Source organism: Nocardia sp. NPDC049526, from assembly GCF_044465765.1.
Taxonomy (GTDB): domain Bacteria; phylum Actinomycetota; class Actinomycetes; order Mycobacteriales; family Mycobacteriaceae; genus Nocardia.
Genome location: NZ_JBITMA010000027.1, coordinates 30902 through 57842, shown reverse-complemented (window position 1 = coordinate 57842; position 26941 = coordinate 30902). Strand labels below are relative to the sequence as shown.

24 protein-coding genes are annotated in these 26941 nt (G+C 66.3%); 19 read left to right on the top strand and 5 right to left on the bottom strand.

The genetic code is table 11. The features are described from left to right. Positions 1–12 precede the first annotated feature (12 nt). Both otsB and kstR read right to left on the bottom strand, forming a co-directional pair. The gene (otsB, locus tag ACIBW7_RS41870) at positions 13–2583 is read right to left on the bottom strand and encodes a trehalose-phosphatase (protein WP_397056495.1); all 2571 of its coding nucleotides are present in this window, start codon (positions 2581–2583) and stop codon (positions 13–15) included. A 383-nt stretch (positions 2584–2966) separates the two neighbouring features. Beyond that, positions 2967–3635 carry a cholesterol catabolism transcriptional regulator KstR gene (gene kstR / locus ACIBW7_RS41865; protein WP_397056493.1) on the bottom strand — a complete coding sequence of 223 codons (669 nt, stop codon included), beginning with the start codon at positions 3633–3635 and terminating at the stop codon, positions 2967–2969. A 120-nt stretch (positions 3636–3755) separates the two neighbouring features. Here kstR and ACIBW7_RS41860 point away from each other — a divergent pair, with 120 nt between their 5' ends. The 7 genes from ACIBW7_RS41860 to ACIBW7_RS41830 are packed head-to-tail and all read left to right on the top strand — an operon-like array spanning position 3756 to position 11293. Then, positions 3756–5960: an acyl-CoA dehydrogenase family protein gene (locus ACIBW7_RS41860; RefSeq protein ID WP_397056491.1), complete on the top strand. Its 2205-nt coding sequence runs from the start codon at positions 3756–3758 to the stop codon at positions 5958–5960. 25 nt (positions 5961–5985) lie between these two features. After that, a complete protein-coding gene (locus tag ACIBW7_RS41855) occupies positions 5986–7050 on the top strand; it encodes an acyl-CoA dehydrogenase family protein (protein WP_397056489.1) in 1065 nt (354 codons plus the stop codon). Continuing rightward, positions 7035–8195, top strand: a complete 1161-nt coding sequence (locus ACIBW7_RS41850) for an acyl-CoA dehydrogenase family protein (RefSeq protein WP_397056487.1) — start codon at positions 7035–7037, stop codon at positions 8193–8195. The genes ACIBW7_RS41855 and ACIBW7_RS41850 overlap by 16 nt, the downstream gene beginning before the upstream one ends. A 55-nt stretch (positions 8196–8250) precedes the next feature. Further along, a complete protein-coding gene (locus tag ACIBW7_RS41845) occupies positions 8251–9213 on the top strand; it encodes a bifunctional MaoC family dehydratase N-terminal/OB-fold nucleic acid binding domain-containing protein (RefSeq protein ID WP_397056517.1) in 963 nt (320 codons plus the stop codon). After that, the gene (locus tag ACIBW7_RS41840) at positions 9210–9620 is read left to right on the top strand and encodes a MaoC family dehydratase (protein WP_397056485.1); all 411 of its coding nucleotides are present in this window, start codon (positions 9210–9212) and stop codon (positions 9618–9620) included. The genes ACIBW7_RS41845 and ACIBW7_RS41840 overlap by 4 nt, the downstream gene beginning before the upstream one ends. Further along, complete coding sequence (locus ACIBW7_RS41835) at positions 9620–10807, top strand: lipid-transfer protein (RefSeq protein ID WP_397056483.1); 1188 nt, start codon at positions 9620–9622, stop codon at positions 10805–10807. Before ACIBW7_RS41840 ends, ACIBW7_RS41835 begins: the two co-directional genes overlap by 1 nt. A gap of 45 nt (positions 10808–10852) precedes the next feature. After that, complete coding sequence (locus tag ACIBW7_RS41830; RefSeq protein WP_397056481.1) at positions 10853–11293, top strand: NUDIX domain-containing protein; 441 nt, start codon at positions 10853–10855, stop codon at positions 11291–11293. On the opposite strand, the gene ACIBW7_RS41825 is transcribed toward ACIBW7_RS41830, so the two are convergent. Beyond that, complete coding sequence (locus ACIBW7_RS41825; protein WP_397056479.1) at positions 11266–11880, bottom strand: TetR/AcrR family transcriptional regulator; 615 nt, start codon at positions 11878–11880, stop codon at positions 11266–11268. The genes ACIBW7_RS41830 and ACIBW7_RS41825 overlap by 28 nt on opposite strands. A gap of 40 nt (positions 11881–11920) precedes the next feature. Here ACIBW7_RS41825 and zapE point away from each other — a divergent pair, with 40 nt between their 5' ends. The 6 genes from zapE (at position 11921) to ACIBW7_RS41795 (ending at position 17455) form a co-directional block, all read left to right on the top strand. Continuing rightward, positions 11921–12889, top strand: a complete 969-nt coding sequence (zapE, locus tag ACIBW7_RS41820; protein WP_397056477.1) for a cell division protein ZapE — start codon at positions 11921–11923, stop codon at positions 12887–12889. 121 nt (positions 12890–13010) lie between these two features. Further along, positions 13011–13958 (top strand): DUF4129 domain-containing protein, encoded by a 948-nt coding sequence (locus ACIBW7_RS41815; RefSeq protein ID WP_397056475.1) that lies wholly within the window; start codon positions 13011–13013, stop codon positions 13956–13958. Beyond that, complete coding sequence (locus ACIBW7_RS41810; RefSeq protein ID WP_397056473.1) at positions 13955–14449, top strand: hypothetical protein; 495 nt, start codon at positions 13955–13957, stop codon at positions 14447–14449. The genes ACIBW7_RS41815 and ACIBW7_RS41810 overlap by 4 nt, the downstream gene beginning before the upstream one ends. Before the next feature lie 198 nt (positions 14450–14647). Then, the gene (locus ACIBW7_RS41805; RefSeq protein WP_397056471.1) at positions 14648–15610 is read left to right on the top strand and encodes an AAA family ATPase; all 963 of its coding nucleotides are present in this window, start codon (positions 14648–14650) and stop codon (positions 15608–15610) included. Positions 15611–15743: 133 nt separating this feature from the next. After that, on the top strand, positions 15744–17003 hold the full coding sequence (locus ACIBW7_RS41800) for a DUF58 domain-containing protein (protein WP_397056515.1): 1260 nt from the start codon (positions 15744–15746) through the stop codon (positions 17001–17003). Next, positions 17000–17455, top strand: a complete 456-nt coding sequence (locus tag ACIBW7_RS41795) for a hypothetical protein (protein WP_397056469.1) — start codon at positions 17000–17002, stop codon at positions 17453–17455. Before ACIBW7_RS41800 ends, ACIBW7_RS41795 begins: the two co-directional genes overlap by 4 nt. Before the next feature lie 184 nt (positions 17456–17639). On the opposite strand, the gene ACIBW7_RS41790 is transcribed toward ACIBW7_RS41795, so the two are convergent. After that, positions 17640–18500 (bottom strand): MaoC/PaaZ C-terminal domain-containing protein, encoded by an 861-nt coding sequence (locus tag ACIBW7_RS41790; RefSeq protein ID WP_397056467.1) that lies wholly within the window; start codon positions 18498–18500, stop codon positions 17640–17642. A 171-nt stretch (positions 18501–18671) separates the two neighbouring features. Next, positions 18672–20381 carry a 3-oxosteroid 1-dehydrogenase gene (kstD, locus tag ACIBW7_RS41785; protein WP_397056465.1) on the bottom strand — a complete coding sequence of 570 codons (1710 nt, stop codon included), beginning with the start codon at positions 20379–20381 and terminating at the stop codon, positions 18672–18674. A gap of 105 nt (positions 20382–20486) precedes the next feature. Between kstD and ACIBW7_RS41780 the strand changes: the two genes are divergently transcribed. From ACIBW7_RS41780 to ACIBW7_RS41755, 6 genes are all read left to right on the top strand, one after another. After that, on the top strand, positions 20487–22163 hold the full coding sequence (locus ACIBW7_RS41780; RefSeq protein WP_397056463.1) for an FAD-binding protein: 1677 nt from the start codon (positions 20487–20489) through the stop codon (positions 22161–22163). Between the two features lies 1 nt (position 22164). After that, positions 22165–22950: a 2-keto-4-pentenoate hydratase gene (locus ACIBW7_RS41775; RefSeq protein ID WP_397056461.1), complete on the top strand. Its 786-nt coding sequence runs from the start codon at positions 22165–22167 to the stop codon at positions 22948–22950. Between the two features lie 10 nt (positions 22951–22960). After that, positions 22961–23875, top strand: coding sequence for an acetaldehyde dehydrogenase (acetylating) (locus ACIBW7_RS41770; RefSeq protein ID WP_397056459.1), 915 nt, complete (start codon positions 22961–22963; stop codon positions 23873–23875). Positions 23876–23887: 12 nt separating this feature from the next. Continuing rightward, the gene (dmpG, locus tag ACIBW7_RS41765) at positions 23888–24922 is read left to right on the top strand and encodes a 4-hydroxy-2-oxovalerate aldolase (RefSeq protein ID WP_327094303.1); all 1035 of its coding nucleotides are present in this window, start codon (positions 23888–23890) and stop codon (positions 24920–24922) included. 177 nt (positions 24923–25099) lie between these two features. After that, positions 25100–26116, top strand: a complete 1017-nt coding sequence (locus ACIBW7_RS41760) for a hypothetical protein (RefSeq protein WP_397056457.1) — start codon at positions 25100–25102, stop codon at positions 26114–26116. After that, positions 26101–26916 (top strand): hypothetical protein, encoded by an 816-nt coding sequence (locus ACIBW7_RS41755; RefSeq protein ID WP_397056455.1) that lies wholly within the window; start codon positions 26101–26103, stop codon positions 26914–26916. Before ACIBW7_RS41760 ends, ACIBW7_RS41755 begins: the two co-directional genes overlap by 16 nt. Positions 26917–26941 lie beyond the last annotated feature (25 nt).

Genomic DNA, 26941 nt, shown 5'->3' with positions numbered 1-26941 from the left:
GTGGCGGTCGGCTCAGACGAACGCTTCCACCGGCTTACCCAACAGCTGTGCACAGCGCAGCAGGCCGAGATGGCTGTATGCCTGTGGATGGTTGCCGAGTGAGCGTTCGGCGACCGGGTCGTACTCCTCGCTGAGCAGACCAGTCGGTCCGGCGACGTCGACCAGCTGCGCGAACAGTGCCTCGGCATCCGAGCGCTTACCGATCAGCAGATACGCCTCGACCAGCCAGGCCGCGCACAGGTGGAAGCCGCCCTCGCCGCCGGGCAGGCCGTCGTCGTGGTGGTATCGGTACACCGTCGAGCCGCTGCGCAGCTCCGCCTCGGTGGCGACGACCGTCGCCGCGAAACGCGGATCCGACGGGTCGATCAGTCCGCTGAGGCCGATGTGCAGGGTGGCCGCGTCCAGATCGGTGCCGTCGTAGGCGGCGGTGTAGGACTGGACATCGTCGTTCCAGCCCTTGGACTTCACCTCGTCGGCGATGGTGTCGCGCAAGGTGATCCAGAGCGGATCGATCTGACGCTGGAACCGCTGCGCGAGTGTGATCGCGCGGTCCACGGTCAGCCAGCCCATCACCTTCGAGTACACGTGGTGGCGCGGGTTGCCGCGGATCTCCCAGATGCCGTGGTCGGGTTCCTGCCAGCGCCGCTGCACCGCGGAGACCATGGCGTGCACCAGTTCCCAGTCGGCGTCCGGCAGCGTCTCGGCCGGATCGGTCAGTCCCTTCGCCTCGCGACCGTGCGCCAGCGATGCGATGAGATCGACGATCGGCCCGAAAACATCCAGCTGCACTTGCATATTCGCGGCGTTGCCGACGCGGACCGGACGCGAACCCGCATAGCCCGGCAGCTGATCGATCGATGCCTCGGGCGGCAGGGTCTCGCCGTAGAGCGTGTACAGCGGGTGCAGGCGCTCCGGGCCGGGCAGCGTCTCCAGGACCCGGTGCACCCAACCCAGGAACTCCTCGGCCTCGGTCAGCGAGCCGAGTGAAACCAATGCCTGTGCGGTCAGCGAGGCATCGCGCAGCCAGCAGTAGCGGTAGTCCCAGTTGCGTACGCCGCCAATATCTTCCGGCAGCGAAGTAGTGGCGGCGGCCAGGATCGAACCCGACGGCGCGTGCACGAGCCCGCGCAGCGTGAGTGCCGATCGCTTCATCAGATCGGGCTTCAGCGGCGGCAGTTGCAATTTGGCCGCCCACTTGGACCAGTAGTCCTCGGCATCCCTGCGCCGCTCCGGCTCACTGACCATGGCGGGCGCGAGATCCTGCGTGCCGCAGCGCATTTCCAACACGATCGGGCCGCGCGACGGATCGACGACGGCGCGCGCGGAGCTGTGCATGCCGTCGGACTGGATCTGCCAGTGCACACCGGGCGAGCGCAGCACCATCGGGTCATTGGTGCCGACCACGCGCAGGCCGTTCGATTCGATTTCGATGCTGACCGGTACCTGACCGAATTCCGGTCGGGGCGCGAAGGTTACGACCGCCTTCGCATCGCCGGTGATCACCCGGGTCAGGTCGGTGCGGGTGGGGGCCACATCGTGGGGCAGGTAGTCCACCACTTGCAGACTGGCCCAGCGGGTTTCGACGGTCATGGTCCCGTCGATGTAGCGCTGCGACAGCGGCAGGCCGGGACGTTCCGGCTCGATGGTGAAGTGTCCGGCCTGCGGTCCGCCGAGCAGATGGGCGAAGACCGCGGCCGAATCGGGCTCGGGGTGGCAGAACCAGGTGACGGTCGCGTCGGGGGTGAGCAGCGCCACCGAGCGCGGACTGGCCAGCATGCTCAGCCGCTCGATGCGCGGCGCGCTCGCGCCCGCAAGCCAGGTGCGCCGTTCCTCGAGCAGGTAGGCCAGCGCCCAGGACACCGCCTCGGTGGAGTCCACCCGGTATTTGGCCAGGCTCTCGCCGTCGCCGACCTTGATGCCGACATCCGGGCCGGACAGCATGCGGAAGGCCTTCTCATCGGTGACATCGTCGCCGAAGAACACCGCGGCCGAGGCACCCTCCTGATGCCGGACCGTATCGAGCGCGACGCCCTTATCCGTCTGGATCACCGCGAGTTCGATAACCGATTTACCCTCGGTCACCTGCACGCCGACCCAGCAGGCCGCACCCTGGCGCACTGCCTTCAGTGCGCGCAGCCCGATTTCCGGACTCGCATTGCGCACATGCAGTGCGACGCTGGCCGGTTTGATCTCGACGCTGGCGCCGGGATTTTCCGCGGCGATCTGCGTCAGACTGGTCTGGACTTCGACCAGCAGTTGTTTAGCGTCATTGTCGATGGCGTGCACGAAACCGACATCGAATTCCGAACCATGACTACCGATAAGTTGCACCTCGACCGGAAGTCGCGACAATGCCGCGAGATCTCGCAGTGCACGGCCGGAGATCACGGCGGCGGTCGTTCCGGTGAGACCGGCAAGCGCTCGTAGCGCGCTTACCGATTCCCGATGTGGAAAGGCTTTCGCCGGGTCGGACACGATGGGTGCGATCGTCCCGTCGTAGTCCGATGCGACCAAAAGCCGTGGCACGCGCGCGACCGTCGACAGTGCACGGCGAAGTTCCAGTGGCAGATCCTGTGCGCTCACGCATCCAACCTAGTGATCGGAGGAGTTTTTTCGGGGGCACGCGTGACAATACTGTGTTGAATTTGCCGCACCGAAGCGCGCCGCGTGGCGTGCGCAGTGTTGGATTTGCAGCGCCTGCGGCGCTGCGTGTTCGCGGCCCCCTGGTGGCTTGCGTCTGAGCAGCCGAGACTCGCGACTTCGTCGCATGCGCTTCGGCTGCTCAGACGCAAGCCGGGCCGCGAACGTCGCTCGTAGGACTCGCTCCGTGGTAGCTCGGTGCGCAGGAATGTGACCGAAATTATGGTGTACCGCGCTGTCTCTGTCAGAGAATTTTCCTGGTATACCGATCGTCGGCCTGTGGGATGGCTGGCTTTTGACCTTTTCGAGCGACCGGCAAGCGGTCGCTAGCGGCTACCGTCGCCGTTGTCGCCGAGCAGTAGATCCACGGTGAGTTCCAGTCGCTCGGTCACATCGGTGGCCGAGGCGCGTCTGGTCAGCCAGGCGACCAGATTCGACAACCAGACATCGCTTATCACCCGCGCGATCGCCAACTGGCGTTCGGTGGGCTCGCCGTCGTTCATGGCCCTGGCGAATACTCGGTCCATCACCTTGCCGACCCGGTCGACCTCCGCGGCGGCCGAGGCGTCGGCGAACATGAACGCGCGCGTCATCGCCTCGGTGAGCAAGGGGTCGCGCTGCATCATTCGGGTGATCTGGGTCAGCAGCAGATGCATGCGCTCGTTCGGCGTCTGGCCGGCAAGCGGTTTGCGTTTGCCCTCGATCTGCTCGAATTCCCGCGACAGCGCGGAAACGAGCAGATGCACCTTGGACGGGAAATACCGGTACAGCGTGCCGACCGCGACATCGGCGCGTTCGGCCACCGCGCGCATCTGCACCGCGTCGTAACCACCCTTGGAGGCCAGTGCGAGCGTCGCGTCCAGAATTCGCTTACGCCGTTCCCGCTGCGCGGCCGAGCTGAGTTCGTCCTCGGTCAGCGTCGTGACCGTCGCGGTGGCCGATGCTTGCCCGGCCGCATTCGAATCGGCTGGCTGCGATCGGGAGGGACTGGCCATTGATGAGAGTCCTTTCCTGCATTCCGGCAACGGGCATCGGTCGTCTCTTGACTTCCGCCCAGCTAGGATATTAGAACATGTTCTAGGTGTGGGAGTCACGCCGGAAAGGCGGTACGGACTGTGACCATCGCCACCACTGACGAGCATAAAGCCGTTCAGGAGTCGATGCGCGGATGGGCCGGATCGGTACGTCCTATTGCAACAATGCGGGATGAGCCGACGGACTTCTGGCGCGCTTATTGGCCGGGGTTGGCGGACTTCGGAATTTTCCGGGTCGCCATTGCCGAAGCGGCCGGTGGCCACGGTGGATCGGTCGCCGACCTCGCGGTATTGGTCGAGCAGGCGGCGCACGATCTGGTCGGTGGGCCGGTGCTGTCGACCGCATTGGCGAACCTGGTCACCGCGGGCGCGCTCGCCGAGGATATGCCGTGCGGTGTCGCGCTCGACTTCGTTGTCGGGGACATGGTGAGCTTACCGGCTGCATCCGATGAGTTGTTGCTCACGGGTGTCTGGGAATCGGTGCTCGGCGCCGCGCCGGGCACCTCGGTGCTGTTGCCGGTGCAGACGCCGGATGGGTTGCGCTGGTGCGTGATCGGACCCGATGCCGAGGGTCTTCGCATCGAGGCGCTGGCACCTGCTGACCTGAGTACGCCACTGGCGCGGGTGCACTGTGCAGAGGTGCGAGTGCCCGCGGACCGGGTGTTCGAGTCGCCGCATGCGGTGGAAGATCTTCTCGCGGTACTGGTTTCGGCCGAGCTCGCCGGTGTGGCCGGCTGGTGTCTGGAGACGGCCGTCGAATACGCCAAGGTGCGTGAGCAATTCGGGCGCAAGATCGGCTCTTTCCAAGCTCTCAAACACATTTGCGCGTGGATGCTCTGCCGGGCCGAGCTGATCCGTTCCGTCGCGGCCGATGCCGCGGCCGCGGTCGACGAGGGCGGTGCGGAACTGCCCATCGCGGCCGCCATCGCCGCTGCGATTTCGCTGGACGCCGCGGTCGAGACCGCCAAGGACTGCATTCAGGTGCTCGGTGGCATCGGTTTCACCTGGGAGCACGACGCGCACTTCTACCTGCGCCGGGCCACCGCGCTGCGGCAACTGCTCGGCGGATCGGCGCGCTGGCGGGCCAGGGTCACCGAACTGACCAGGGCCGGGCAGCGCCGGACCACCGGTGCGGACCGGGTGTTCGCCTCTGCGACGCGAGCGACGGCCCCGGAGGAGGCAGCGCAGCGCAGCGAATCGAACATAGCCGGCGTCGAGGTCGACGACGGCAATGCGAACGAGCTGGCCGCCGAGGTGGCCGCGATCGCCGCGCTGCCTGCCGATCAGCGGCGCGATGCTTTGGTCGACGCCGGGCTCGCCATGCCGCACTGGCCCGCACCGTACGGCCGTGGCGCGAATCCCATGACGGGCCTGGTGATTTCGGAGGAACTGCGGCGCGCGGGCCTGGAGGCGCCGGATCTGACGATCGGCGGCTGGGCTGTTCCGACCCTGCTGCAGCACGGCACCCAGGAGCAGATCGACCGCTTCGCGTGGCCGACGCTGCGCGGCGAGGTGCTCTGGTGTCAGCTGTTCAGCGAGCCGGAGGCCGGTTCGGATCTGGCCGCGCTGCGCACCACCGCCAAGAAGGTCGACGGCGGTTGGGTGCTGCGCGGACAGAAGGTGTGGACGTCGCTGGGTGATCGGGCGAATTGGGCGATCTGCCTGGCCCGCACCGACCCGGACGCACCGAAGCACCGCGGTATCAGCTACTTCCTCGTTGATATGCGCAGCGCCGGACTCGAGGTGCGTCCGCTGGTGCAGATCACCGGGGAGGCGCGCTTCAGCGAGGTCTTCCTCGACGATGTGTTCGTGCCCGAGGACGGTCTTGTCGGCGCGCTGAACAACGGCTGGAAGATCGCCCGCTCGACCCTGTCGACCGAACGAGTCGCCATGGGCGGCAACGGGATCGGGCCGGTACTGGAGGAGCTCATCGCCAAACTGCCCGCCACCGGGCCGGGTGCGGAGCTATTGAACGATCGGCTCGGCGGCTTCGTCGCCGATGCGATCGCTGGACTGTTGCTGGAACAGCGGGCCGCGGTTCGGATGCTGGCGGGCGGTGATCCGGGAGCGCAGAGCAGTGTGCGCAAGCTCGTCGGTGTCCGGCACCGCCAGGCAGTGGCCGAATTCGCGGTGGAAACGGCAGGTCCAACCGGTGCGCAGGACTCAGAGGTGGTAAAAGAGTTCCTGCTCACGCGCTGTTTGTCGATTGCTGGTGGAACCGAGCAGATTCTGTTGACCGTGGCCGGTGAGCGAATCCTCGGACTGCCTCGCGACGCGGACAACTAGTCGACCAACCAACTGGGAGTAAAGCGTGGACTTCACCCGGGACGAGGGCCAGGACGCCGTGGCCGAGGTCGTCGTGAGTTTGCTGGAGCGTGAACCGGCACGCGATATCGAGCTGTGGCCGAGTCTGATCGAGACCGGACTGCTCTCGCTCGCGCTGCCGGAGCGGTTCGGCGGTGACGGCATGGGCCTGCCGGAGGTCTCGGTCCTGTTGACCGAACTGGCCGCCGATGCGGTGGCGGTGCCCGCCCTGCCGACCCTCGGCTTCGGCCTGCTGCCGCTGCTGGCCGGCTTGCCGGACAGCGTCGCCGAGCGGGTCTATCCGGAGGTCGCCAAAGGTGCGGTGCTCACCGCCGCGCTCAGCGAGCGTGCGAATCCGTTCGTGGTCAAGCCGGAGACCACCGCGGTTTCCGACGGCGACACCGTGCGCATCACCGGTCACAAGGTGGCGGTGCCGTATGCGGAGCAGGCGCGTTGGCTCTTGATTCCGACGAATTCCGGTATCGCACTGGTTGAATCGGATTCGGCGGGGCTCACCCTGACGCCGTCACCGGTTTCCGGCGGGATTCCGGAATGTTCGGTGCGCCTGGACCAGGTCGAGATTCCGGCCGAACAACTGCTGCCCGGCGGCATCGGTGAACTGCACCGGTTGGCCATCGCATCGATCGGCGCGACCGCGGACGGACTGCTCAAAGGTGTGCTTCTGCTCACCGCCGAACACCTGCGGACCCGGCGGCAGTTCAATCGGCCGCTCGCCGAATTCCAGGCAGTCGCACAGCAGATCGCCGATGTGTACGTCATCTCGAGGACCCTGCACGCCGCCGCCGTTTCAGCGAACTGGGCACTGGCACAGTCCGATTCGACCCCGCTGCATCAAGAGCGCATCGATGACGACCTCGATGTGCTCGCCTACACCGTGGCCTCGGAACTGCCCGCCGCCATGCAGAAATGCCATCACCTGCACGGTGGCCTCGGGGTCGATATGACTCATCCGATGCACCGCTACTACTCGCAGGCCAAGGACATCGCCCGCTGGCTCGGCGGCGAATCGTTCCGACTCGATCGATTGGGGGCCAGATGTTCATCGATCTGACCGCGGAGCAGCGCAAGCTGCGCGATGAATTGCGTGCGTACTTCGCCGATCTCGTCACTCCCGAGGAGGAGGCCGAGATGGCGATCAACCGCCACGGCGACGCCTACCGTGCGGTGGTGCGCCGCATGGGTGCGGACGGTTGGCTCGGTGTCGGTTGGCCGAAGGAGTTCGGCGGCCAGGGTTTCGGGCCGATGGAACAGCAGATCTTCTTCAATGAGGCGGTGCGCGCGGATGTTCCGCTGCCGCTGGTCACCTTGTTGACGGTCGGGCCGACGCTGCAGAGCTTCGGCACCGACGAGCAGAAGGCGAAGTTCCTGCCCGGAATCCTTTCCGGCGATGTCCATTTCGCAATCGGCTACTCCGAACCGGAGGCGGGCACCGACCTCGCCGCGCTGCGCACGAGTGCCGTGCGCGACGAATCCGGCGATTGGATCGTCAACGGGCAGAAGATCTTCACCACCGGTGCGCATGAGGCCGACTATGTCTGGCTGGCCTGCCGCACCGGCTCGGTCGAGTCACGGCACCGGGGCATCACGATCCTGATCGTGGATACCACCGATCCCGGTTACTCCTGGACGCCGATCATCACCTGCGACGGTGCGCACCACACCAACGCCACGTATTTCGACAATGTCCGGGTGCCCGCCGACATGCTGGTGGGCGAGGAGAACAAGGGGTGGCGACTGATCACCACCCAGCTCAACCACGAGCGGGTGAGCCTCGGCCCGTCCGGCAAGATCGAACAGCTCTACGACCGGGCGCGGGAATGGGCCCAGTCGCGCGGTGTGCTCGCCGAGGCCGATGTGCGCCGTTCGCTCGGGCGCATCCACGCCATGGCTCGGCTCAACGAACTGTTGAACTGGCAGGTCGCGGCGACCGGCGACGGTGACCAGGCCACCGTGATCGCCGATGCCTCGGCAACCAAGGTGTACTCCACCGAATCGCTGCAGGAGGCGGGCCGGTTGGCCGAGGAGATCGTCGGGCATTACGGCGATCCGGCCGATCCGGACACCGCCGAACTGCTGACCTGGCTGGACCGCAGAACCAAACAGAATCTGGTGGTGACCTTCGGCGGCGGCGTCAATGAGGTGATGCGTGAACTGGTCGCCTCCTCCGGGCTGAAACTGCCTCGGGTGCCTCGATGAATCCGCGCCGATGCGCGGTACGGACGACAACAAGGAGCCGCGCGTGCCGGAAACCATGACTCCGGAAGCGATTACCGAAGCCGCCGAGAAGATCATCGCGGCGGGTGATTGCGCGCCACGCCTCGGGCGTGACCCCGTGAATCAGCCGATGATCAACAACTGGGTGGAGGCGCTCGGGGATCGGAATCCGATCTACGTCGACGAGGAGGCCGCGCGGGCCGCCGGACATCCCGGCACCGTGGCCCCACCGGCCATGGCGCAGGTGTGGACCATGTTCGGGCTCAACGGTTCTCGTCCGGCCGATGATCCGATGGCACAGGTCACCGAGCTGCTCGACAGCGCGGGCTATACCTCCGTGGTCGCGACCGACTGTCAGCAGACCTATCACCGGTATGTGAATGTCGGTGAGCAGATCTCGGTGACCAGCCGGCTTTCCGAGATCCGCGGGCCGAAGAAGACCGCGCTCGGTGATGGCTGGTTCGTCACTTTCCAGACCAGCTGGCACGTCGGTGACGAAGTCGTCGCCGAAATGCTGTTCCGGCTACTCAAATTCGCGCCCGGCAGTGTTGTTTCGAGCGACCTGCAAGCAGTCGCTAGCGGTGGCACCGCACCGAAAGCGCCCGTTGGCGACCGGGTCAAACCGCTGGTCTCCTGGGATACCGAATTCTTCTGGGAGGGCACCAAGGTCGGGGAGCTGCGGATCCAGCGGCTGCCGGACGGCACGCTGCGGCATCCGCCGATTCCGGCGCTGTGGCAGGACAAGTCGGAGCAGACCGACTATGTCGTCGCCTCCGGCCGCGGTGAAGTGTTCAGTTACGTCGTGCATCACGCGCCGAAAGTGCCTGGGCGGCAACTGCCTTTCGTGGTCGCGCTGGTCGAATTGGAGGAGGGTGTGCGGATGCTCGGTGAACTGCGCGGCGTCGATCCGGCCGATGTGAAGATCGGCCTGCCGGTGCGGGTGGAGTTCGAGAAGCTCGACGACGAGGCCGTGCTGCCGGTTTGGCGGGTTATCTCATGACCTACGTCGAACCGGCCACGATCGAGGTCGGCACCGCGCTGCCCGAGTTGGTCATTACCGCCGATCCGACCTTTGTCATCAGTACGGCCTTGGCCACCAGGGACTTTCAGGATGTGCACCACGACAGGGACAAGGCGGTCGCCCGCGGTTCCAAGGACATCTTCGTCAATATCCTCACCGACACCGGGCTGGTGCAGCGCTTCGTCACCGACTGGGCCGGACCACGCGCCATCGTCAAATCGGTCGCGCTGCGCCTGGGGGTACCGCTGTATGCCGGTGACACCCTGACACTTTCCGGCACCGTCTCCGCGATCCACGGCGACGACATCCACATCGATATCGTCGGCCGCGACAGCCTCGGTGACCACATCACGGCGAAAGCCGTCATCGCACTGCGGAGGCCATGATGACCGCTGACAGCAACACCGGGATTTCCGGCCGCGCCGCCATTGTCGGCATCGGCGCCACCGACTTCTCCAAGGACTCCGGCCGCAGCGAATTGCGTTTGGCCGCCGAGGCGGTCACCGCGGCGCTCGCCGACGCGGGCCTGACACCCGCCGATGTGGACGGCCTGACCACCTTCACCATGGATACCAATACCCAGGCGGCCGTGGCCCGCGCCGTCGGTATCCCGCAGCTGAAGTTCTTCAGCCACATCGGATATGGCGGCGGTGCCGCCTGCGCCACCATTCAGCAGGCCGCCATGGCGGTCGCCACCGGCGTCGCCGATGTGGTCGTCGCCTACCGCGCCTTCAACGAGCGTTCGGTATCGCGCTTCGGCCAGTTCTCCACCGCGCTGGCCACCGCGCCGACCTCCTCGGGCATCGATGCGGGCTGGTCCTATCCACAGGGGTTGGGGACACCGGCCGCGCAGGTGGCCATGGTCGCCCGCAGGTATATGCACGTCTACGGCGCGACGAGCGCGGACTTCGGCCGCGTCGCCGTCGCCGACCGCAAACACGCCGCGGTCAACCCGGCCGCCTTCTTCTACGGCAAGCCGATCACGCTCGAAGATCACCAGAATTCGCGCTGGATCGCCGAACCGCTGCATCTGCTCGACTGCTGCCAGGAGTCCGACGGCGGTGTCGCGATCGTGGTCACCAGCGTCGAGCGGGCCCGGGATCTGCCGCAGCGCCCGGCCGTAATCGCCGCCGCCGCACAGGGTTCCGGTGCGGACCAATATGTCATGACGAGCTATTACCGCGATGCCCTCACCGGTCTGCCGGAGATGGGTCTGGTCGGCGATCAGCTCTGGGAGCAGAGTGGTTTGCGTCCGGAGGATATGCAGGCCGCCATCCTCTACGACCACTTCACCCCGTTCGTCCTCATGCAGCTGGAGGAACTCGGCTTCTGCGGACGCGGTGAGGCAAAGGACTTCATTGCCGACGGCGCGATCGAAGTCGGTGGGCGCCTGCCGCTCAATACCCACGGCGGACAGCTGGGCGAGGCCTATATCCACGGCATGAACGGGATTGCCGAGGCGGTCCGGCAGATCCGCGGCACCTCCGTCAACCCGGTGACGAACCTGGAGAACATCCTGGTTACCGCGGGCACAGGAGTCCCGACCTCAGGGCTGGTGCTCAGCGCGAACTGACGACTTCGGCGTAGGTTGGAGCGGCGCAGGAGTGGGAGGAGTCCGATGGCCGAGCGACATCTTGTCGACGTGCACATCTTGCTCGTGCGCGACGGTGAGCTGTTGCTCAGCAGGCGGCGCAGTGCGGACGAGTTCGATGGGCTGTGGCATCTGCCCGCGGGGAAGTTGGAGTCCGGCGAGTCCGCGACGGCTGCTGCCGCGCGTGAGGCGGGGGAGGAGATCGGGGTTGTCATCGACCCGGCGGATCTGCGGCTGATTCATACCGCCCACGTGATCGGCTCGGGGCGGGAAGCCCGGCTCGGGCTGTTCTTCCATGCACTGCGCTGGGTGGGTGAGCCGGCGAATCGGGAGCCGGATAAAAGCTATGGGCTGCAATGGTTTTCGCTCGACGCGCTGCCGGAAGAGTCGCTGATCCGCTATTCCGATGCCGGAATCCGCGGGTTCGCGACGGGCACGCCCTATAGCGAGTGGGGCTGGGTGAGATAGCGGGACAACACGGCCGCGAGCTGGTCGACGCTGTCCCGGGTGCCCGCCGGAAGGTGCGCCCGCGCGCCCGCGAATCTATCGAAGACCGCGCCTTCGACCACCGCGATGAAGTCTGCGGCTGATGCATCGGGATCGGGAAAACCCAAGGTGTGGAATAGTTCTCGCGCCCGATCGGTCGAGAACAGGCTGTGTGTCAGCCGCCGGTGCAGTTCCGGGTCGCCGAGCAGATCGATGATCAATGCATGCCGGACGATCAGGTGATTGCGACGGTCGACGAGTAGGCGGTCGAGCCAGCCGGCTGTGGCGTTCGCGATGTCATCGGGGTCGATGGGGGTGGACGGGGCGAGCCCGGCGGCGGCGAAGTCGTCGCGGGAGCGGGTGGTGATCCGGTCCGCGATCGCCTCGATGAGCGCGCGTTTGGTGCGGAAGTAATAGGAGGCCGACCCGCCGGGCAGCGTGAGTGCGGTATCGAGGGCGCGGTGGGTGAGCGCTCGAATGCCCTGGGTGGCAATCACATCGATGGCGGCGTCGACGAGTGCCGCGCGTCGGTCGGTTGTGGACATCATCACCTTCTCTGGCGGCCGCATCCGCTGATCCTCTACAACTGTAGAGGATCAGGAGGGTGTCATGGAAGACAACGTCGCACTGGATGCCGACCAACTCCGGGCTCGCGCACGCTTGCTCGAACTGCTCGACCGGCACGGCAGGCCGATGAAGCGACATCGCGGGATCTACCTGCACGGCAGACCCGGTCGCGGCAAAACCATGCTGATGGACGACTTCTTCGCGGGCACAGCGTCGAACCGCAAGCGCCGCTTCCACTTCCACAGTTTCTTCGCCCAATTGCACACCGCGGCACACGAATCGGGCTCCATCGACAAAGCCATAAACAAGCTGCTCGGTCATGCCGAACTGGTCTGCTTCGACGAATTCCACGTGCACGATATCGGCGACGCCATGCTGATCGCGCGCATGCTGGACGCGCTATTCGCCCGCCGCATCGTCCTGGTGGTGACCTCGAATTACCCGCCGGAACAACTGCTGCCCAACCCGCTGTTCCACGACCGCTTCCTGCCGACCATCGCGCGCATCCGCGCGCACCTGGATATCGTCTCGGTCGACGGCCCACTCGACTACCGCACCCGCGCCGCGCACAGCGGCACCGGTTTCGCCTCCGGGTGTTACCGCATCGACGACGCGGTAGGCGTCGGCACCTCAGTGGTTGTTGTCTCGGGTGCCCGCGAGATCCACGCCGGCGCCGTCGACGGCTCCGCCATCACTTTCGACTTCGCCGCCCTGTGCGGCACCGCCACCGCCGCCTCGGACTACGTCGAACTCGCACAGCGCTTTCGCCGCTGGACCTTGCGCGACGTCCCACCCCTGCGCGAGGTACCGCCCGACTGGGCCATGCGCTTCGTCAATCTGGTCGACGTGCTCTACGACGCCGATCTCCAGCTCGTCCTCGAGGCCCGCACCTCGCTATCCGACCTGGTTGCCGACGTCCCTGCCGTCCCCGACCTGGCCCGGACCGCAAGCCGCCTGAGTGAACTCCGTCAGCCCGAATCCGCCGCGGTCACCAGCTGCGCACCCCGGTAAATGCACGGCCGGTTACGGATAAAAAGGAGGCGATCCTAAGTATTCGATTCACTCCCGAGCGGACCACTCGGCATGTAACTATGTGCCTGTTCAGAGCTGTACTCAGATGTGGTGGTAGCAAGTGGCCAGGGCGGGAGCGCCGATATGGCGCGTGATCGTGCTGATCACGCTACTGGCGTGTGCCGCGATCGCGCTGCGCGGCCACATTCCCGGGGCCCATGATTCCGGCGATCACCGCACGGTGCCATCGGCGATTTCGGTGGTATTGATGCCGGTACTGCTCACGGTATCGGTGGTGATCCTGATCGCCGGGGTGATCGCCAGCCAGCATCGACTGCCGCTGGCCATGCCGGAGGTGGATCGTGATTCCGAGCGCAGAGATGGACTGCTCGGCCGTACCGGACTACTGGTGCTGGCCGCGCTGGCGGTCGTTTCCTTGATCGTCGCGGCGGCGTCGGCGGTTTTCTTCGTCGGATTCGGTCGCGAGGGTGAGCCTGTGCCGTCGTCGGGGCCGCGCGGTAGCACCACCCGCACCCCGCAGGAGGCGGTCACCGGCCCGCCGACCCCCGACAGTGCGCCCACGCAGCACCTCACCGGGACGGCACTACTGGTGGCCATTGTCGCTGCCGCCGTGCTGGTCGGCGGGGCATTGATCGGGCTGATCGTGGTCGCGGTGGCGGGGCAGCGCAAGCCGCGTGCGGTGCCGGTCCCGGTGCCCCCGGCCCCGCCGACGGTCGCGGGTTCGCTGGCCAGGGCGGCCGAGATGGGTCTGGCCGCCATGAATGTGCCCGGTCAGGATCCGCGCGAGGCCATCATCGCCTGTTATGTCGCGATGGAACGTGGGCTGTCCTTCGATCGCGCCGCCGCACCACTGGCTTCGGATACCCCGATGGAGGTGCTGGCCCGTGCCTTCGAGCGCGGCGCACTGCACGACGCGTCGGCCAGGGAATTGGTCGCGCTCTTCGAGGAGGCCAGGTTCAGTCCGCATTCGATGCTGGAGTGGCAGCGGATGCGGGCCGAACAACTGCTGCGTATCGTGCTGGCCGATCTGCAAGGGGAGATGGTATGAACCGCGCGATCGTGATCGGTGCGCTGATCCTCATCGTGCTGATCGAGCTCATCACCCTCGGCAAGGCCCGCGGCGCATTGCTCATCGCCGCCGCAGTTCCGGTGGCGCTGGCCATGATTCAGCTCATCTGGTCGTTGACCGGCCGTTCGGCCATCAAAACCGATGCCGAATCCGACGATATCGATAACGGTCCCGCCGAGATGCTGCGGCACTGGCATGCCAGAGCGGAGATGCTCGCCGATCGCGCGGACGGCACCAGGGCCGATTGGGATCGGCATCTGCGTCCGCTGCTGGCCAAGGAGTTCGAGTTGTCCACCGGCTTGCGGGTCGCCAAGAACCGAAAGGCGACCGAGGCCGCCGGAATTTTGCAATTCGGCCCGGAGCTGTGGCGCTGGGTCGATCCGGCGAACTCGGCACTGCGGGATCAGACGACTCCCGCACCGGGGCGGGCGGCGCTGGATGAAATCCTGCGCTGCCTGCAAAAGATGTAACCGACCCGGCATGAGCGAACGAAGTGAGCGAATCATGACACAGCGCGCAACGCGCATGCCGGAGCCGAGCGCCGGCGAGGCGCAGGCATGAGCGGTCAGGCCCGGAGGAGGCAGCTTGCGTAACCAGGTAGGCCCCCGATCATGCCGAAGTGAATACGGTCTTAGGAGAATGGGTTTGAGGCAAGTGCGAGTAGACATATGACGATGCCGATGGATACGACCATCCAGCGCAGCGAGGCGGTGCTCCGGGAACTGTCCCGGGTGATCGTCGGCAAGCGGGATGAGTTGCAGCTGATCATGATCGCCGTACTCTCCGGCGGTCACATCCTGATCGAGGATCTGCCCGGCCTCGGCAAGACGCTCATCGCCAGGTCCTTCGCCGCAGCGCTCGGCCTGGACTTCACCCGCGTGCAATTCACGCCCGACCTGCTCCCCGCCGACCTGCTCGGCTCCACCATCTACGACATGTCCACGGGCCGGTTCAATTTCCGGCGCGGACCGGTCTTCACCAATGTGCTGCTGGCCGACGAGATCAACCGCACCCCACCGAAGACCCAGGCCGCGCTGCTGGAGGCGATGGCCGAGGGCCAGGTCAGCATCGACGGCGAAACCTTCCAGCTGCCCCAGCCTTTCGTCGTGCTCGCCACCGATAACCCGATCGAATACGAGGGCACCTATCCGCTGCCGGAGGCGCAGCTGGACCGGTTCGCCATGCAGCTGCGGCTGGGCTATCTGTCCGAGAACGACGAACGTCAGATGATCCGCCGCCGCTTGGAGCGCGGTTCGGCGACACCGCAGGTGGTGCAGGTGGTCGATGCGAACGGACTGCTCGAGATGCGGCAGTCCGTCGAATTCGTCACGGTGCATCCGGATGTGGTCAGCTATGTGGTCGCGCTGGCCGGTGCGACGCGTGCGCATCCGCAGGTCGAGGTGGGTGCGAGTCCGCGCGCCGAACTCGATCTGGTGCAGATGTCGCGGGCCCGTGCGCTGCTGCTCGGGCGCGACTATGTGATTCCCGAAGACGTCAAGGCGCTCGCGGTTCCGGCCATGGCACACCGGATCACCTTGCGGCCCGAGATGTGGGTGCGCCGGATCCGCGGCGAGGACGTGATCACCGAATTGCTGCGCCGTCTGCCGGTTCCGCGCGCGTCGGTGACATGACCCGGTGGGAAAGGGCATGACCCAGCCGGACACCACGGCCCCCGTCATCCAAGGGATCGCGGCGGCCAATGCCGCGGCGGCGCGACCGCCGACCCGGGACGAGCCGATGGCGGGCGGGCCGCGGCACCGGGATATGAGTGCCGCCGTCGAGGCCGAATTGCGCTGGCGTCCAGCACCGTTGGTGTTCATGCTGGCGGTGAGCGCGGCCGTGGCGCTGCTTATCGCGGTGGTGCTCGGTCGCTGGCAGTTGGTCGTCTTCGCGGCTCCACTGCTCGGCGTGCTGGCCACCGCGCCGTGGCAGCAGTCCAAGACCCGGATCCAGGTGGACGGCGGCGGCACGCTGCGGTGTTTCGAGACGGAGGAGGTCGTGACGACGATCGGTGCCTTCGTAGAATCGGGTCACGCGTTGCTTCGGTTGAAGCCGGAGAAGTTCGCGGGACTCGGGATCGACATGGAGGAGGCGATCGATTCCGGGACGGCGCCCGCCGGGCTGCGGTTGGCTCTGACGGCGGACCGCTGGGGTCGCTATCCGCTGTCGGTGCGGGTCACCGCGCTGAGCCCGGCGGGACTGTCCGTGGCCTCCGCGGTGCTGCCCGCGGGGCAACTGTTCGTCTACCCGATCACCGACCCGCAGCGAATGAAGTTGCCGCGCACCGAACTTCCCGAACGGCTCGGCACCCACCTCACCCGCAAGCACGGTCCCGGAGTGGAGTACGCCGATATCCGCGCTTACGCGCCCGGTGATCAGCTCCGCATCGTGAACTGGCCGGTGAGTGCGCGGCGCGGGCGCCTATACGTCACCGAGCGGCTGACCAACCGATCCGCGGATGTGGTTGTGCTGGTGGATACTTCGCAGCAGGCGCCGGGCCCGGCCACCGATTCGCTCGAGCTGTCGGTGCGCGGTGCGGCGCAGGTGGTGCAGTCGACGCTGCAGGCCGGTGACCGCACCGCGGTGGTCTGCCTCGGCCAGTCCCCGCGCTGGCTGCGCCCGGATATCGGCCGGCGGCAGTTCTATCGGATCGTGGATACCGTGCTCGATGTCGGCGATGAGCACATTCCGACCACCGGCACCTTGGCGCCGCATGCGGCCGTGCCACTCGGTGCGATCATCGTCGCGTTCTCCACACTGCTGGACACTCAGTTCGCGCTCGCACTGATCGATCTGCGCAAGCGCGGACATGTGGTGGTGGTCGTCGATGTCCTGCGCGGCACCCCTTTCCACGAACATCTCGATCCGACCCTGGCGCGGATGTGGAATCTGGAGCGCGCCTCGATGTATCGGGATATGGGAACCGTCGGCGTCGATATCGTGGCTTGGACCGAAGACGCCCGACTGGATCAGGTCATGCGATTGATCCCGGACCATCGCCGAACCGTAAGGGTGCGCCGATGATTCGATTCCTCGCCATTCTGTCCGGGGTCCTGCTGGTGACCTCGGTGACGTTGATGACGCCATGGGCCGGGATTCCGGCGGTGGCGCTCGTTGTGGCGGGCTGGTGGTTCCGGCTGCCTGCGGTCGGCGCGGTACTCCTGGCGATCGGGGTGCTTGCCGCAGCGGATACGGGCGTACTGGCCGCTGCCGCAACCGGTTTGGTGGCCACGGCCTATCTGCTGAATACCGCGACCGTGTCCGCGCCGGTTGGGGTTGTCCCCACCACGGTTCCGTCCGTCATCGGTGCGGTGGCATTTTCTGCGGTGGCTGTCGGTGCGGCGCTGCTTCCGTTGCGCTTGGCCTGGGTCCCGATCGCCGCCCCGATCCTGGTGATCCTGCTGTACGCCCTGGTCATTCAGGGCGTCGCAATCAAACGGGCACGCAACGACGGGACCACGAGCGTGCCCAGCTGAGGTCCAGGTCGCATCCTGCGACCTGGACACCGAGGCTCCCCACGCCTCGAGGATGCATTGGCGCAGGGTCCCTCGGCCGACGCAAAGCGGCCCGCCCAGGCCTCCCTTGTCCCGAAAATGTACTGGTGGAGGGGTGCTCTCGGCGTTTGCCTCCACCAGTACATCGTGATCAGACGTCCAGTGCTCAGGTGAAGCGCAGGCTGACGTCGGCGAGGACGGGGGCGTCGGCGCGGTCGGCGACGGTGGCGCTGATGATGAGCTCGCCGTCGGTGCGCCAGATTCGGGTGCGGATGGTTTCGCCGGGGTAGAGGACACCGGCGAAGCGGGCGCGGAAGCCGGTGACGCGGCTCGCGTCCGAATCGAGCACGGTGTCGGTGGCGGTTTTGCAGACGATGCCGTAGGTACACAGGCCGTGCAGGATCGGGTCGGGGAAGCCTGCGGCGCGGGCGAATTCGGGATCCGAGTGCAGGGGGTTGCGGTCGCCGCACATGCGATAGAGCAGGGCCTGCTGCGGGAGGGTCGGGGTGTTGACGTCGAAATCCGGTGCGCGCTCGGGGAGTTCGGCCTTGGTGCTCGGGCCGCGCTCGCCGCCGAAGCCGCCCTCACCCTTGGCGAAGATGGATGAGCGTGCGGTCCACAGCGGTTCGCCGTCGGAGCCGGTGATCGTATGCTCCTGCACCACGACGGCGGCGGAGCCTTTATCCCAGAGTTCGGTGATGCGCCTGGTGATGGTCGCCTTGCCCGCGGCCGGAATCGGGCGGTGCACTTCGATCTCCTGGTGGCCGTGCACAACCTTCGCCAGATCGATATCGATGCCGGGGAACTGCACTTTCGGCGGCTCGGTGTCGTGGAAGGTGGGTGCCACGGTCGCGAAGGTCGGCAGCACCTGCGGGGCGCGGTCGTCGACGTAGCGTAGTTCGGCCGGATCCGTCCAGCGTCCGCCCGCCCCGAGACCCAGGTGGTACAGCTGCACTTCGGACGGCGTCCAGGCGAACTCCCCGCTGGGAAGTTCCGCACCGAGTGCGATTTTCGGGTCGATGGGCATCGAGTTCTCCTTGTGAATGCTTGTGGACAGATCGCCCGGGCATGCGGGCGACCTGTCGTGGGCGTATCCCAGCGATCCGAGGCCGCGGCGGCAACTGCCTCGGATCGATCGTGCGGCGGCGGCGCCGCGGCTGGCAAGGTGGCGTCCGCTGCGTGAGACGCCAGGCCACGCCTACGCCTCGGCGGTGGCCTTGGCCGACTGCTGCTTCTTGCGCTCGGCGATATCCAGTACCGCCAGGTAGCCGAAAGTGATCGCGGGGCCGATGGTCGCGCCCGGACCCGCGTACGTATGACCCATCACGGGGGTCGCGCTATTGCCGGAGGCGTACAGACCCTCGATCACGGTGCCGTCCTCGCGCAGGACCCGCCCGGCGGTGTCGGTGACCAGGCCACCCTTGGTGCCGAGGTCGCCCGGCACGATCTTGGCCGCGTAGAACGGACCCTGCTCCAGCCCGGCCAGGCACGGGTTCGGCTTCACGGTCGGATCGCCGTAGTACCGGTCGTAGTGGCTGTTGCCGCGGCCGAAGTCCTCGTCCTTACCGGTCTCGGCGAACTTGTTGAACCGCTCGACGGTCGACGTCAGATTCTCGGCGGGCACGCCGATCTTGGTGGCCAACTCCGCGAGGCTGTCGGCCTTGACAATCAGGTCGTTTTCCATCCAGCGGGACGGAAACCGCTGACCAGGCTGTAGTCCGGCGAAGATGTAGCGGTTCCGGTAGCGCTGGTCGAACACCAACCATGCGGGGATGTTCTCGCCCGGACCCTCACCCTGCCCGTATTCGCCGCCGTACATGGTGTGCACAGCCTCGACGTAAGGAGCGGACTCATTTCCGAATCGCTTACCGTCGGCGTTGACCATGATGGTGCCGGGCAGATTCCGCTCGGCCAGCGCGAACCACGGCTTTCCGCCCTTGAAGATGGTCGGCCCCCACCAGGAATCCTCCATGAAATCGACCGCGCCGCCGGCTTGCATACCGGCATTGATGCCGTCGCCGGTATTGGCAGCCGCGCCCGTGGTCCACTCGGTGGTGATGGGCTGACGCTGGTATTTGGTCCGCATCTCGGCGTTGTGCTCGAATCCGCCGCTGCCGAGCACCACACCGTATCTGGCGGTGAACCGCACGGTCTCGCCGTTGTGCTCGGCTTCGACGCCGGTGACCACGCCGTTCTCCACTACAAGTTCGGTCAGCGCAGTGTTCAGCAGCAGCGGCACGTTCGCGTCGATGAGCCCCTTGCGCATGGCGGCGATAATCGCCTGCCCCATGCCGAGGATGTGCTTACCGGTCCACTTGGCGAAGTAGGTACGGGCGCCGACTCGAATGGCCCGCATGATGCCCTTGGGATGGCGGCGGATCAGGTTGAGCCGGACGAAGTCGGCCTGCATGACGACGACATTGAGCGGGGCCTTGGCATACGGCGGCTCCAGGTTGAACCGCTCCTCGCCGAGGATCTTGGCGTTGAACGGCGCGGGCTCGCACGAGCGGCCCTGGCCGAGGCCGCCGGGGGCCTCCGGGTAGTAGTCGGAGTAGCCGGGCACCCACTTCATCTTCAGCGGGGTGTGGTCGAGGACGAAGTCGAAGGCCTCCGCACCGCGGTCGATGTAGGTGTCGATCCGGTCCTTGGGCACCACGTCGCCGATGATGCTGTGCAGGTAGGTACGGGCGTCCTCGCGATCATCGGGACGGCCGGAGGCCTTCAGCGCCTTGTTGCCGGGGATCCACACGCCACCACCGGAGCGTGCGGTCGACCCGCCGTAGTGCGCGGCTTTCTCAATGATCACCGCGCTCAGCCCGTGGTGGGCCGCGGCGAGGGCGGCGGTCATTCCGGCGGCACCGCTGCCGACCACCACCACATCGTATTCCCGATCAGTCATGTAGAACACGTTATAGAATGGGACCGCATTTGGTCTATGTTGAGTGGCAGAAGACGCGCTCGACGTTCCATTCGTCGAGAAAACTTGTTTCAGTTTCTGACCGGAGTGATGTACATGGGCGGTGTTGTTTCGAGCGACCTGCAAGCAATCGCCAGCAGCGAATGGGACCTGACCGCCGACGTGGTCGTCGTCGGATACGGCGCGGCGGGGGCAGCGGCCGCGCTGGAAGCGACCGAGGCGGGTGCGCAGGTGCTGGTGCTGGAGCGTTTCGCTGGTGGCGGGGCGTCGGCGTTGTCCGGCGGCATCATCTACGCGGGCGGCGGCACCTCGGTGCAGCACGAGGCCGGGGTGCGCGATACACCGGAGCAGATGCTTGCCTATCTCGAGCGTGAAGTCGGCACGGCCGTCACGCCCGAGACGCTACGGCGGTTCGTGGACGAGAGTCCGGCGCTGATCGAATGGCTGAAGGGACACGGTGTGCCGTTCGAGGCCTCGCTGTGTCCGTACAAGACGTCGTATCCGAATGACAGCTATTACCTCTACTACTCCGGTAGTGAGGTCTCCGGTTACGGCCGCGAGGTCGCGACGCCCGCGCAGCGCGGGCACCGGGTCAAGGGCAAGGGCACGTCCGGGAAGAAGCTCACCGGTCCGCTCGCCGCCTCGGCGTCGCGACGCGGGGTACGAGTGGAAACCCTCACGCAGGCAACGCGATTGATCACCGATGACAACGGCACCGTGATCGGCGTCGAATGTGAGTCACTGCGCGACGCCCCCGGGCGGGTCCGGGATCGCTACACCCGCATGGCGAAAATCGCTGCCAAGCCGGGCATTTACTATCCACCGCTGCGCAAGGCGATGGAGCGTCAGCTCGCGAAGCTCGATCGCAGGTACCGCACGACAATTCGGATTCAGGCCCGTCGCGGTGTGGTGCTCAGCGCGGGTGGATTCATCGCGAATCGGGAGATGCTGCGGGAGTACGGGCCGCAATACCGTGGCGGACTCGCGCTCGGCACCACCGGTGATGACGGCAGCGGCATCCGGATGGCCGAGCAGGTCGGTGCGGCGACGGATCGGATGGGCAATATCTCGGCATGGCGATTCATCTTGCCGCCCAGTGCTTTTACCGGTTCGGTGCTGGTCGATGCGCAGGGGCGCCGGGTCATCGATGAGACCCGCTACGGTGCCGCGGTCGGCCACGCACTGATCACCGAACACGGCGGAAAGGGTTGGCTGCTCGCCGACGACGGACTCATGCGCACCGCGATCTCACAGATTCGGACGCAGTCGGCCTGGTTCCAGCGCGGACAGTTCGAGGCGATGCGGCGCAATGCCGTGCGCGGCGAAACTCTGGATGCCGTTGCGGCGAAGGCCGGTATCAATGCCGACGGGTTGCGCGCCACCGTCGCCGAGCACAATGCCGCGATCGCGAACGGTGCGCCCGATCCGGTCGGCAAGCCCGCCGAATTCACCAAAACGGTTGGGGCCGGGCCATTCTGGTTGTTGGACGTGGGTATCAAACCGAGCGTTGTCAATCCGTGCCCGATGCTCACCCTCGGCGGAGTCGTCGTCGATGAGGACACCGGGGCGGTGAAATCCACTGCCGGAACCGATATTCCCGGCCTGTACGCGGCCGGCCGGACGGCGGTCGGTATCTGCTCGGACTCCTATGTCAGTGGATTGTCCCTGTCCGACTGCATTTTCTCCGGTCGGCGCGCGGGCAGATTCGCGGCAGGCGCCGAAGTGCTTTCGCGGGCAGCGGTGCCCGAAGCGACAACAGTGGAAGGAAACTAGCGTGCTGTCCGACGCGGTACGAATCGAATTGGCCGATGAACTCGAGGCCGCCGAACGCGATCGGGTCGGCATCGACCCGCTCATCGCCAGGCATCCCGATATCGATGTCGTCGACGCCTACCAGATCCAGCTGATCAATATCCGGCGCAAACTCGACAACGGCGCGAAGGTGGTCGGGCACAAGGTCGGACTTTCGTCGCTGGCCATGCAGCAGATGATGGGTGTGGACGAACCCGATTACGGTCATCTGCTCGCGGATATGGAGGTCTTCGAGGATGTTCCGGTCGAGACCTCGCGCTATCTGATTCCACGAGTCGAGGTCGAGGTCGGATTCGTGCTCGGCGCGGATCTGCCCGGCGAAGAATGCACCGAGGCCGATGTGCTCGCCGCGACGGTCGCCTACGCGCCGTCCATCGAGCTGATCGATTCGCGGATCAAGGATTGGCAGATCGGGCTGGCCGACACCATTTCCGATAACGCGTCCTCGGCCGGTTTCGTGCTGGGTGCGGCGCGGGTTGCGCCGAAAGACCTGGATATCAAGGCCATTGACGCCGTGCTCACCCGAAATGGTGAGGTAATCGCGGAGGGTCGCAGTGATGCGGTACTCGGCGATCCGGTGATCGCGGTGGCCTGGTTGGCGCGCAAGGTCGCCGGTTTCGGGGTGCGGTTGAAGGCGGGCGACATCGTGCTGCCCGGTTCCTGCACCCGCGCCATCGATGCCCGCGCGGGCGATTCGTTCCACGCCGAGTTCGCCGGACTCGGTTCTGTCCGTTTGCAATTCAAATAGGAGGCTTGCCGTGTCCGAAACGGGGACCGTCACCGCCGCGATCGTCGGATCCGGCAATATCAGCACCGATCTGCTGTACAAACTGCTGCGCTCCACCACGGTGGAACCGAAGTGGATGATCGGAATCGACCCGGAGAGCGAGGGTTTGAAGCGCGCCCGCGGGCTCGGGCTGGAAACCTCGCACGAGGGCGTGGACTGGTTGCTCGCGCAGTCGGAACTGCCGGATCTGGTATTCGAGGCGACCTCGGCATATGTGCATCGGGCGGCCGCTCCGAAATACGCCGAGGCCGGAATTCGCGCGGTCGATCTCACGCCCGCAGCGGTCGGGCCCGCCGTGGTGCCGCCGGTGAATCTGGTCGGCGCCAATCTCGATGCGCCGAACGTCAATATGATCACCTGCGGTGGTCAGGCCACCATTCCGATCGTCGCGGCGGTATCGCGCGTGGTGCCGGTGGTCTACGCCGAAATCGTCGCCTCGGTCTCGTCGGTGTCCGCCGGACCGGGCACCCGCGCCAATATCGATGAGTTCACCAAGACCACCTCGCGTGGTGTGGAGACCATCGGCGGTGCGCAGCGCGGCAAGGCCATCATCATTCTGAACCCGGCCGAACCGCCGATGATCATGCGCGACACCATCTTCTGCGCGATCCCGGAGGATGCCGATACCGATGCGATCGCGGATTCCATCCATCGGATGGTCGCCGATATCCAGAAGTACGTGCCCGGCTACCGGCTGCTGAACGAGCCGCAATTCGACCCGCCGTCGGTGGTTTCCGGTGGGATGGCGAAGGTTTCGGTGTTCGTGGAGGTCGAGGGTGCCGGCGATTTCCTGCCGCCCTACGCGGGCAACCTCGACATCATGACCGCGGCCGCCACCCAGGTCGGCGAGGTCATGGCATCCCAGATTCTGTCGGCCCGGGTGTAAAGGAGCTCAACCATGGCATATTCCGCAGAACTCGACATCCGCGTCACCGACACGTCGCTACGTGACGGTTCGCACCACAAGCGCCACCAGTTCACCGCCGACGATGTGCGCAATATCGTGACCGCGCTCGACGGCGCCGGTGTGCCGGTCATCGAGGTGACGCACGGCGACGGCCTCGGCGGCTCGTCGTTCAACTACGGCTTCTCGCACACTCCCGAGCAGGAGCTGGTCAAGATTGCCGCGGAGACGGCGAAGCAGGCCAAGATCGCGGTGCTCATGCTGCCCGGCGTGGGCGTCAAAGAGGACATCAAGATCTCCCAGGACAACGGTGCGTCGATCTGCCGCATCGCCACGCACTGCACCGAGGCGGACGTATCGATCCAGCACTTCGGTCTCGCGCGGGAGCTGGGGCTGGAAACCGTCGGCTTCCTGATGATGTCGCACACCCAGCCGCCGGAGGCGCTGGCCAAGCAGGCGCGCATCATGGCCGATGCCGGATGCCAGTGCGTCTACGTGGTGGACTCCGCGGGTGCGCTTGTGCTCGAACAGGTTTCGGACCGGGTGGCAGCGCTGGTCGCCGAACTCGGCGACGACGCCCAGGTCGGCTTCCACGGGCACGAGAACCTGGATCTGGCGGTTGCCAACTCGATCTATGCGGTTCGTGCCGGTGCGAAGCAAATCGACGGCAGCGCAAGGCGCTTCGGCGCGGGTGCCGGTAATACGCCGGTCGAGGCGTTCGTCGGTGTCTGCGACAAACTCGGTATCAAGACCGGTATCGATTTCTTCGCGATCGCCGATGCGGCCGAGGATGTGGTGCGTCCCGTTATGCCGCAGGAATGCCTGCTGGACCGCCAGTCTCTGATGATGGGCTATGCGGGTGTGTACTCCAGCTTCCTGAAGCATGCCGAGCGGCAGGCCGAGCGCTATGGGGTTTCGGCGGCCGAAATGCTGGTGCGTGCGGGTAAGCGCAAGCTGGTCGGTGGGCAGGAGGACCAGTTGATCGATATCGCGCTGGAGCTCCAGCGCGAGGCCTCCGTCTCCGTCTGACCCCTGGACCGCAAGGCCGCGATCGGTTTGGTCGCGGCCTTTTGCGCGAGGGTGGCGCATATCCGATGAACGCCTCGCAGACGTTGCGGCTTGTGTGCGGTGCCCACTGGGTTTGCGGCAGGTGAACATTCGAATTCGGGGGTCGCGGAGGGGTGGGGAAATCGGCGATCATGAATCGTGATCTGTCCGCATTGCAATGCGAATCTGCTGCGCAAGCAGCGCGGCGGTCGGCGCTGTTCGACGTGTAAGCGGGAATTCGCGCTCGAACCGAAGGAAAGTCCGCTCGGACTGCACGATATCCGGATGCGCAAGCTCGCCGAGCGGCTCGGTGACGGGCGTGCGCTGCGGTACACATCATTGCAACTCTGGTACGCGGCCGGGCGCAAGAAGGTTTCGGATCCGCTGCGCGAGTTCCAGCGGGCGCGCTTCGGACTCGGGTCGGCCATCGTGGTGGTCGCCATCATCCTGATGGTGCTGCGCGTGGCATCGCCAGCGGTGGTGATCCCCCTCGGTGTATTGATTTTGGTGCTGGCCACCGTCGGAATCGGCGCGGCAAAGCCCTGGTTCCTGAGCCGCGCCACAGTTCGAATGCCGGGCTTGTACAGCAACTTTCGTCGGGATGTGGTCGGTCGGTGGATATCGGTTTACGGCGGCCCGCCGCCAGGATCGGTCGACGAGGGGCAGGTGTGGCCACCGGCCGTGGACCGGCCGCGTTTCGCGGTGTTGTGCCCGGATCGCAGCGTGCTCGCCTGTCTTGCTGCCAACAATGTGTCGCAGACCTGGTCCATGGCGTTGTCCGGCCGCATCGATCAGCTACCGCCTGATGTGCCGGTGATCGTGCTGCACGATGCCAGCATGCCGGGAATTGCGATGGCAGGGAAGGCCCGCGCCGCACTCGGGAGCCGGGCCGTGGTTGTCGGCCTGTCGCCGCGTGCGGTATTGGCCAATGCGTCGGCGCTGCGTTTGCGGGATCCGCGCCCGCAACCGCAGGACACCGAATTCCTGCATGGGGAACCGTTGTCGGCGGCGGAGATCGAATGGCTTGCCGAGGGGTGGTGGTCGCCGATCGCCGCGATTCCACCCGCGAAGCTGCTCATGGTGCTGGAACGGGCGGTCGAGCGGATCGAGGATGCGGCCGATCCGGATCGACGCCGCGCCCGCGAGGTAGGTTTCCTCACGTGGCCGACCCGGTGAAGCAGCACATGCTCGATCGGCTGCTCCGCATCGCGGCCGACCGCGCCGCCGCCCCGAGCGGCATCCGATTCACCGAGCGTCAGCTCTATTACGAGGTCTGCCGTCTACTCACACCGGCGCATCGAGCGCCGCGCCGGTTCGCCTTCACGGTCCCCGCGCCACTGAGCTACGCCACATTCCGCACCGCTCTCGACCGCCATGAGTTCCCAGGCCTACTGACCCCCACCCCACCCCGAACCATCCGCGCCGGACTCCACACCCCCGAACCCGACCTCTTCGACTACGGCCTACCTCGCCTACTCGTCTGCGAGTCCGATGCAATCGCACAAATGCTGCGCGCCAACGGATTACCCATGGAATCCGCCTGCCCGGTCCTCAGCGCATCCGAACTCCCGCTCGACCCCGGCATCGCCGAAATGCTCGCCCGAGTCGACGGCACCATCTACCTCCTGCACGACGCGAGCTCCCACGGCCTCGCCTTCCCAGCCCGGCTGGCGGACCTGACCGAGATTCCGCCGGGCGTACGAGTTGTCCCCTTGGGCCTGCGCCCGCGTCAAGCAGGCACCCTGCACCTGCCCCACCTCCGCGCCCCGATGCCGAGCGCCGTTGCCGCGCACATGGATTCCTGGGAACGCGCGTGGTTACGCCGCGGCCGGTTCGTCGAGGTCGAAGCGGTGCGCCCGGCATCGTTGCTGCGCACCGTGCACCGACTCGTCCGTGCGGTTCGCCCACTCCGCACCGGCCTGCCCGAACTGCGTCGCGCCAGAACCACGGGCTTCATGACTTGGCCCGCCGCATGAGGTTTCGCAATCCCGGGCGCCCGCC

Bases quoted from the DNA above. Each gene is read 5' to 3' on its own strand.
- ACIBW7_RS41840 (WP_397056485.1), top strand. From the start codon at position 9,210: ATGACCTACGTCGAACCGGCCACGATCGAGGTCGGCACCGCGCTGCCC.
- ACIBW7_RS41790 (WP_397056467.1), bottom strand. From the start codon at position 18,500: ATGCCCATCGACCCGAAAATCGCACTCGGTGCGGAACTTCCCAGCGGG.
- ACIBW7_RS41830 (WP_397056481.1), top strand. From the start codon at position 10,853: ATGGCCGAGCGACATCTTGTCGACGTGCACATCTTGCTCGTGCGCGAC.
- ACIBW7_RS41795 (WP_397056469.1), top strand. From the start codon at position 17,000: ATGATTCGATTCCTCGCCATTCTGTCCGGGGTCCTGCTGGTGACCTCG.
- ACIBW7_RS41780 (WP_397056463.1), top strand. From the start codon at position 20,487: ATGGGCGGTGTTGTTTCGAGCGACCTGCAAGCAATCGCCAGCAGCGAA.
- ACIBW7_RS41850 (WP_397056487.1), top strand. From the start codon at position 7,035: ATGTTCATCGATCTGACCGCGGAGCAGCGCAAGCTGCGCGATGAATTG.
- ACIBW7_RS41845 (WP_397056517.1), top strand. From the start codon at position 8,251: ATGACTCCGGAAGCGATTACCGAAGCCGCCGAGAAGATCATCGCGGCG.
- kstR (WP_397056493.1), bottom strand. From the start codon at position 3,635: ATGGCCAGTCCCTCCCGATCGCAGCCAGCCGATTCGAATGCGGCCGGG.
- ACIBW7_RS41800 (WP_397056515.1), top strand. From the start codon at position 15,744: ATGAGTGCCGCCGTCGAGGCCGAATTGCGCTGGCGTCCAGCACCGTTG.
- ACIBW7_RS41810 (WP_397056473.1), top strand. From the start codon at position 13,955: ATGAACCGCGCGATCGTGATCGGTGCGCTGATCCTCATCGTGCTGATC.
- ACIBW7_RS41825 (WP_397056479.1), bottom strand. From the start codon at position 11,880: ATGCGGCCGCCAGAGAAGGTGATGATGTCCACAACCGACCGACGCGCG.
- ACIBW7_RS41805 (WP_397056471.1), top strand. From the start codon at position 14,648: ATGACGATGCCGATGGATACGACCATCCAGCGCAGCGAGGCGGTGCTC.
- dmpG (WP_327094303.1), top strand. From the start codon at position 23,888: ATGGCATATTCCGCAGAACTCGACATCCGCGTCACCGACACGTCGCTA.
- ACIBW7_RS41835 (WP_397056483.1), top strand. From the start codon at position 9,620: ATGACCGCTGACAGCAACACCGGGATTTCCGGCCGCGCCGCCATTGTC.
- zapE (WP_397056477.1), top strand. From the start codon at position 11,921: ATGGAAGACAACGTCGCACTGGATGCCGACCAACTCCGGGCTCGCGCA.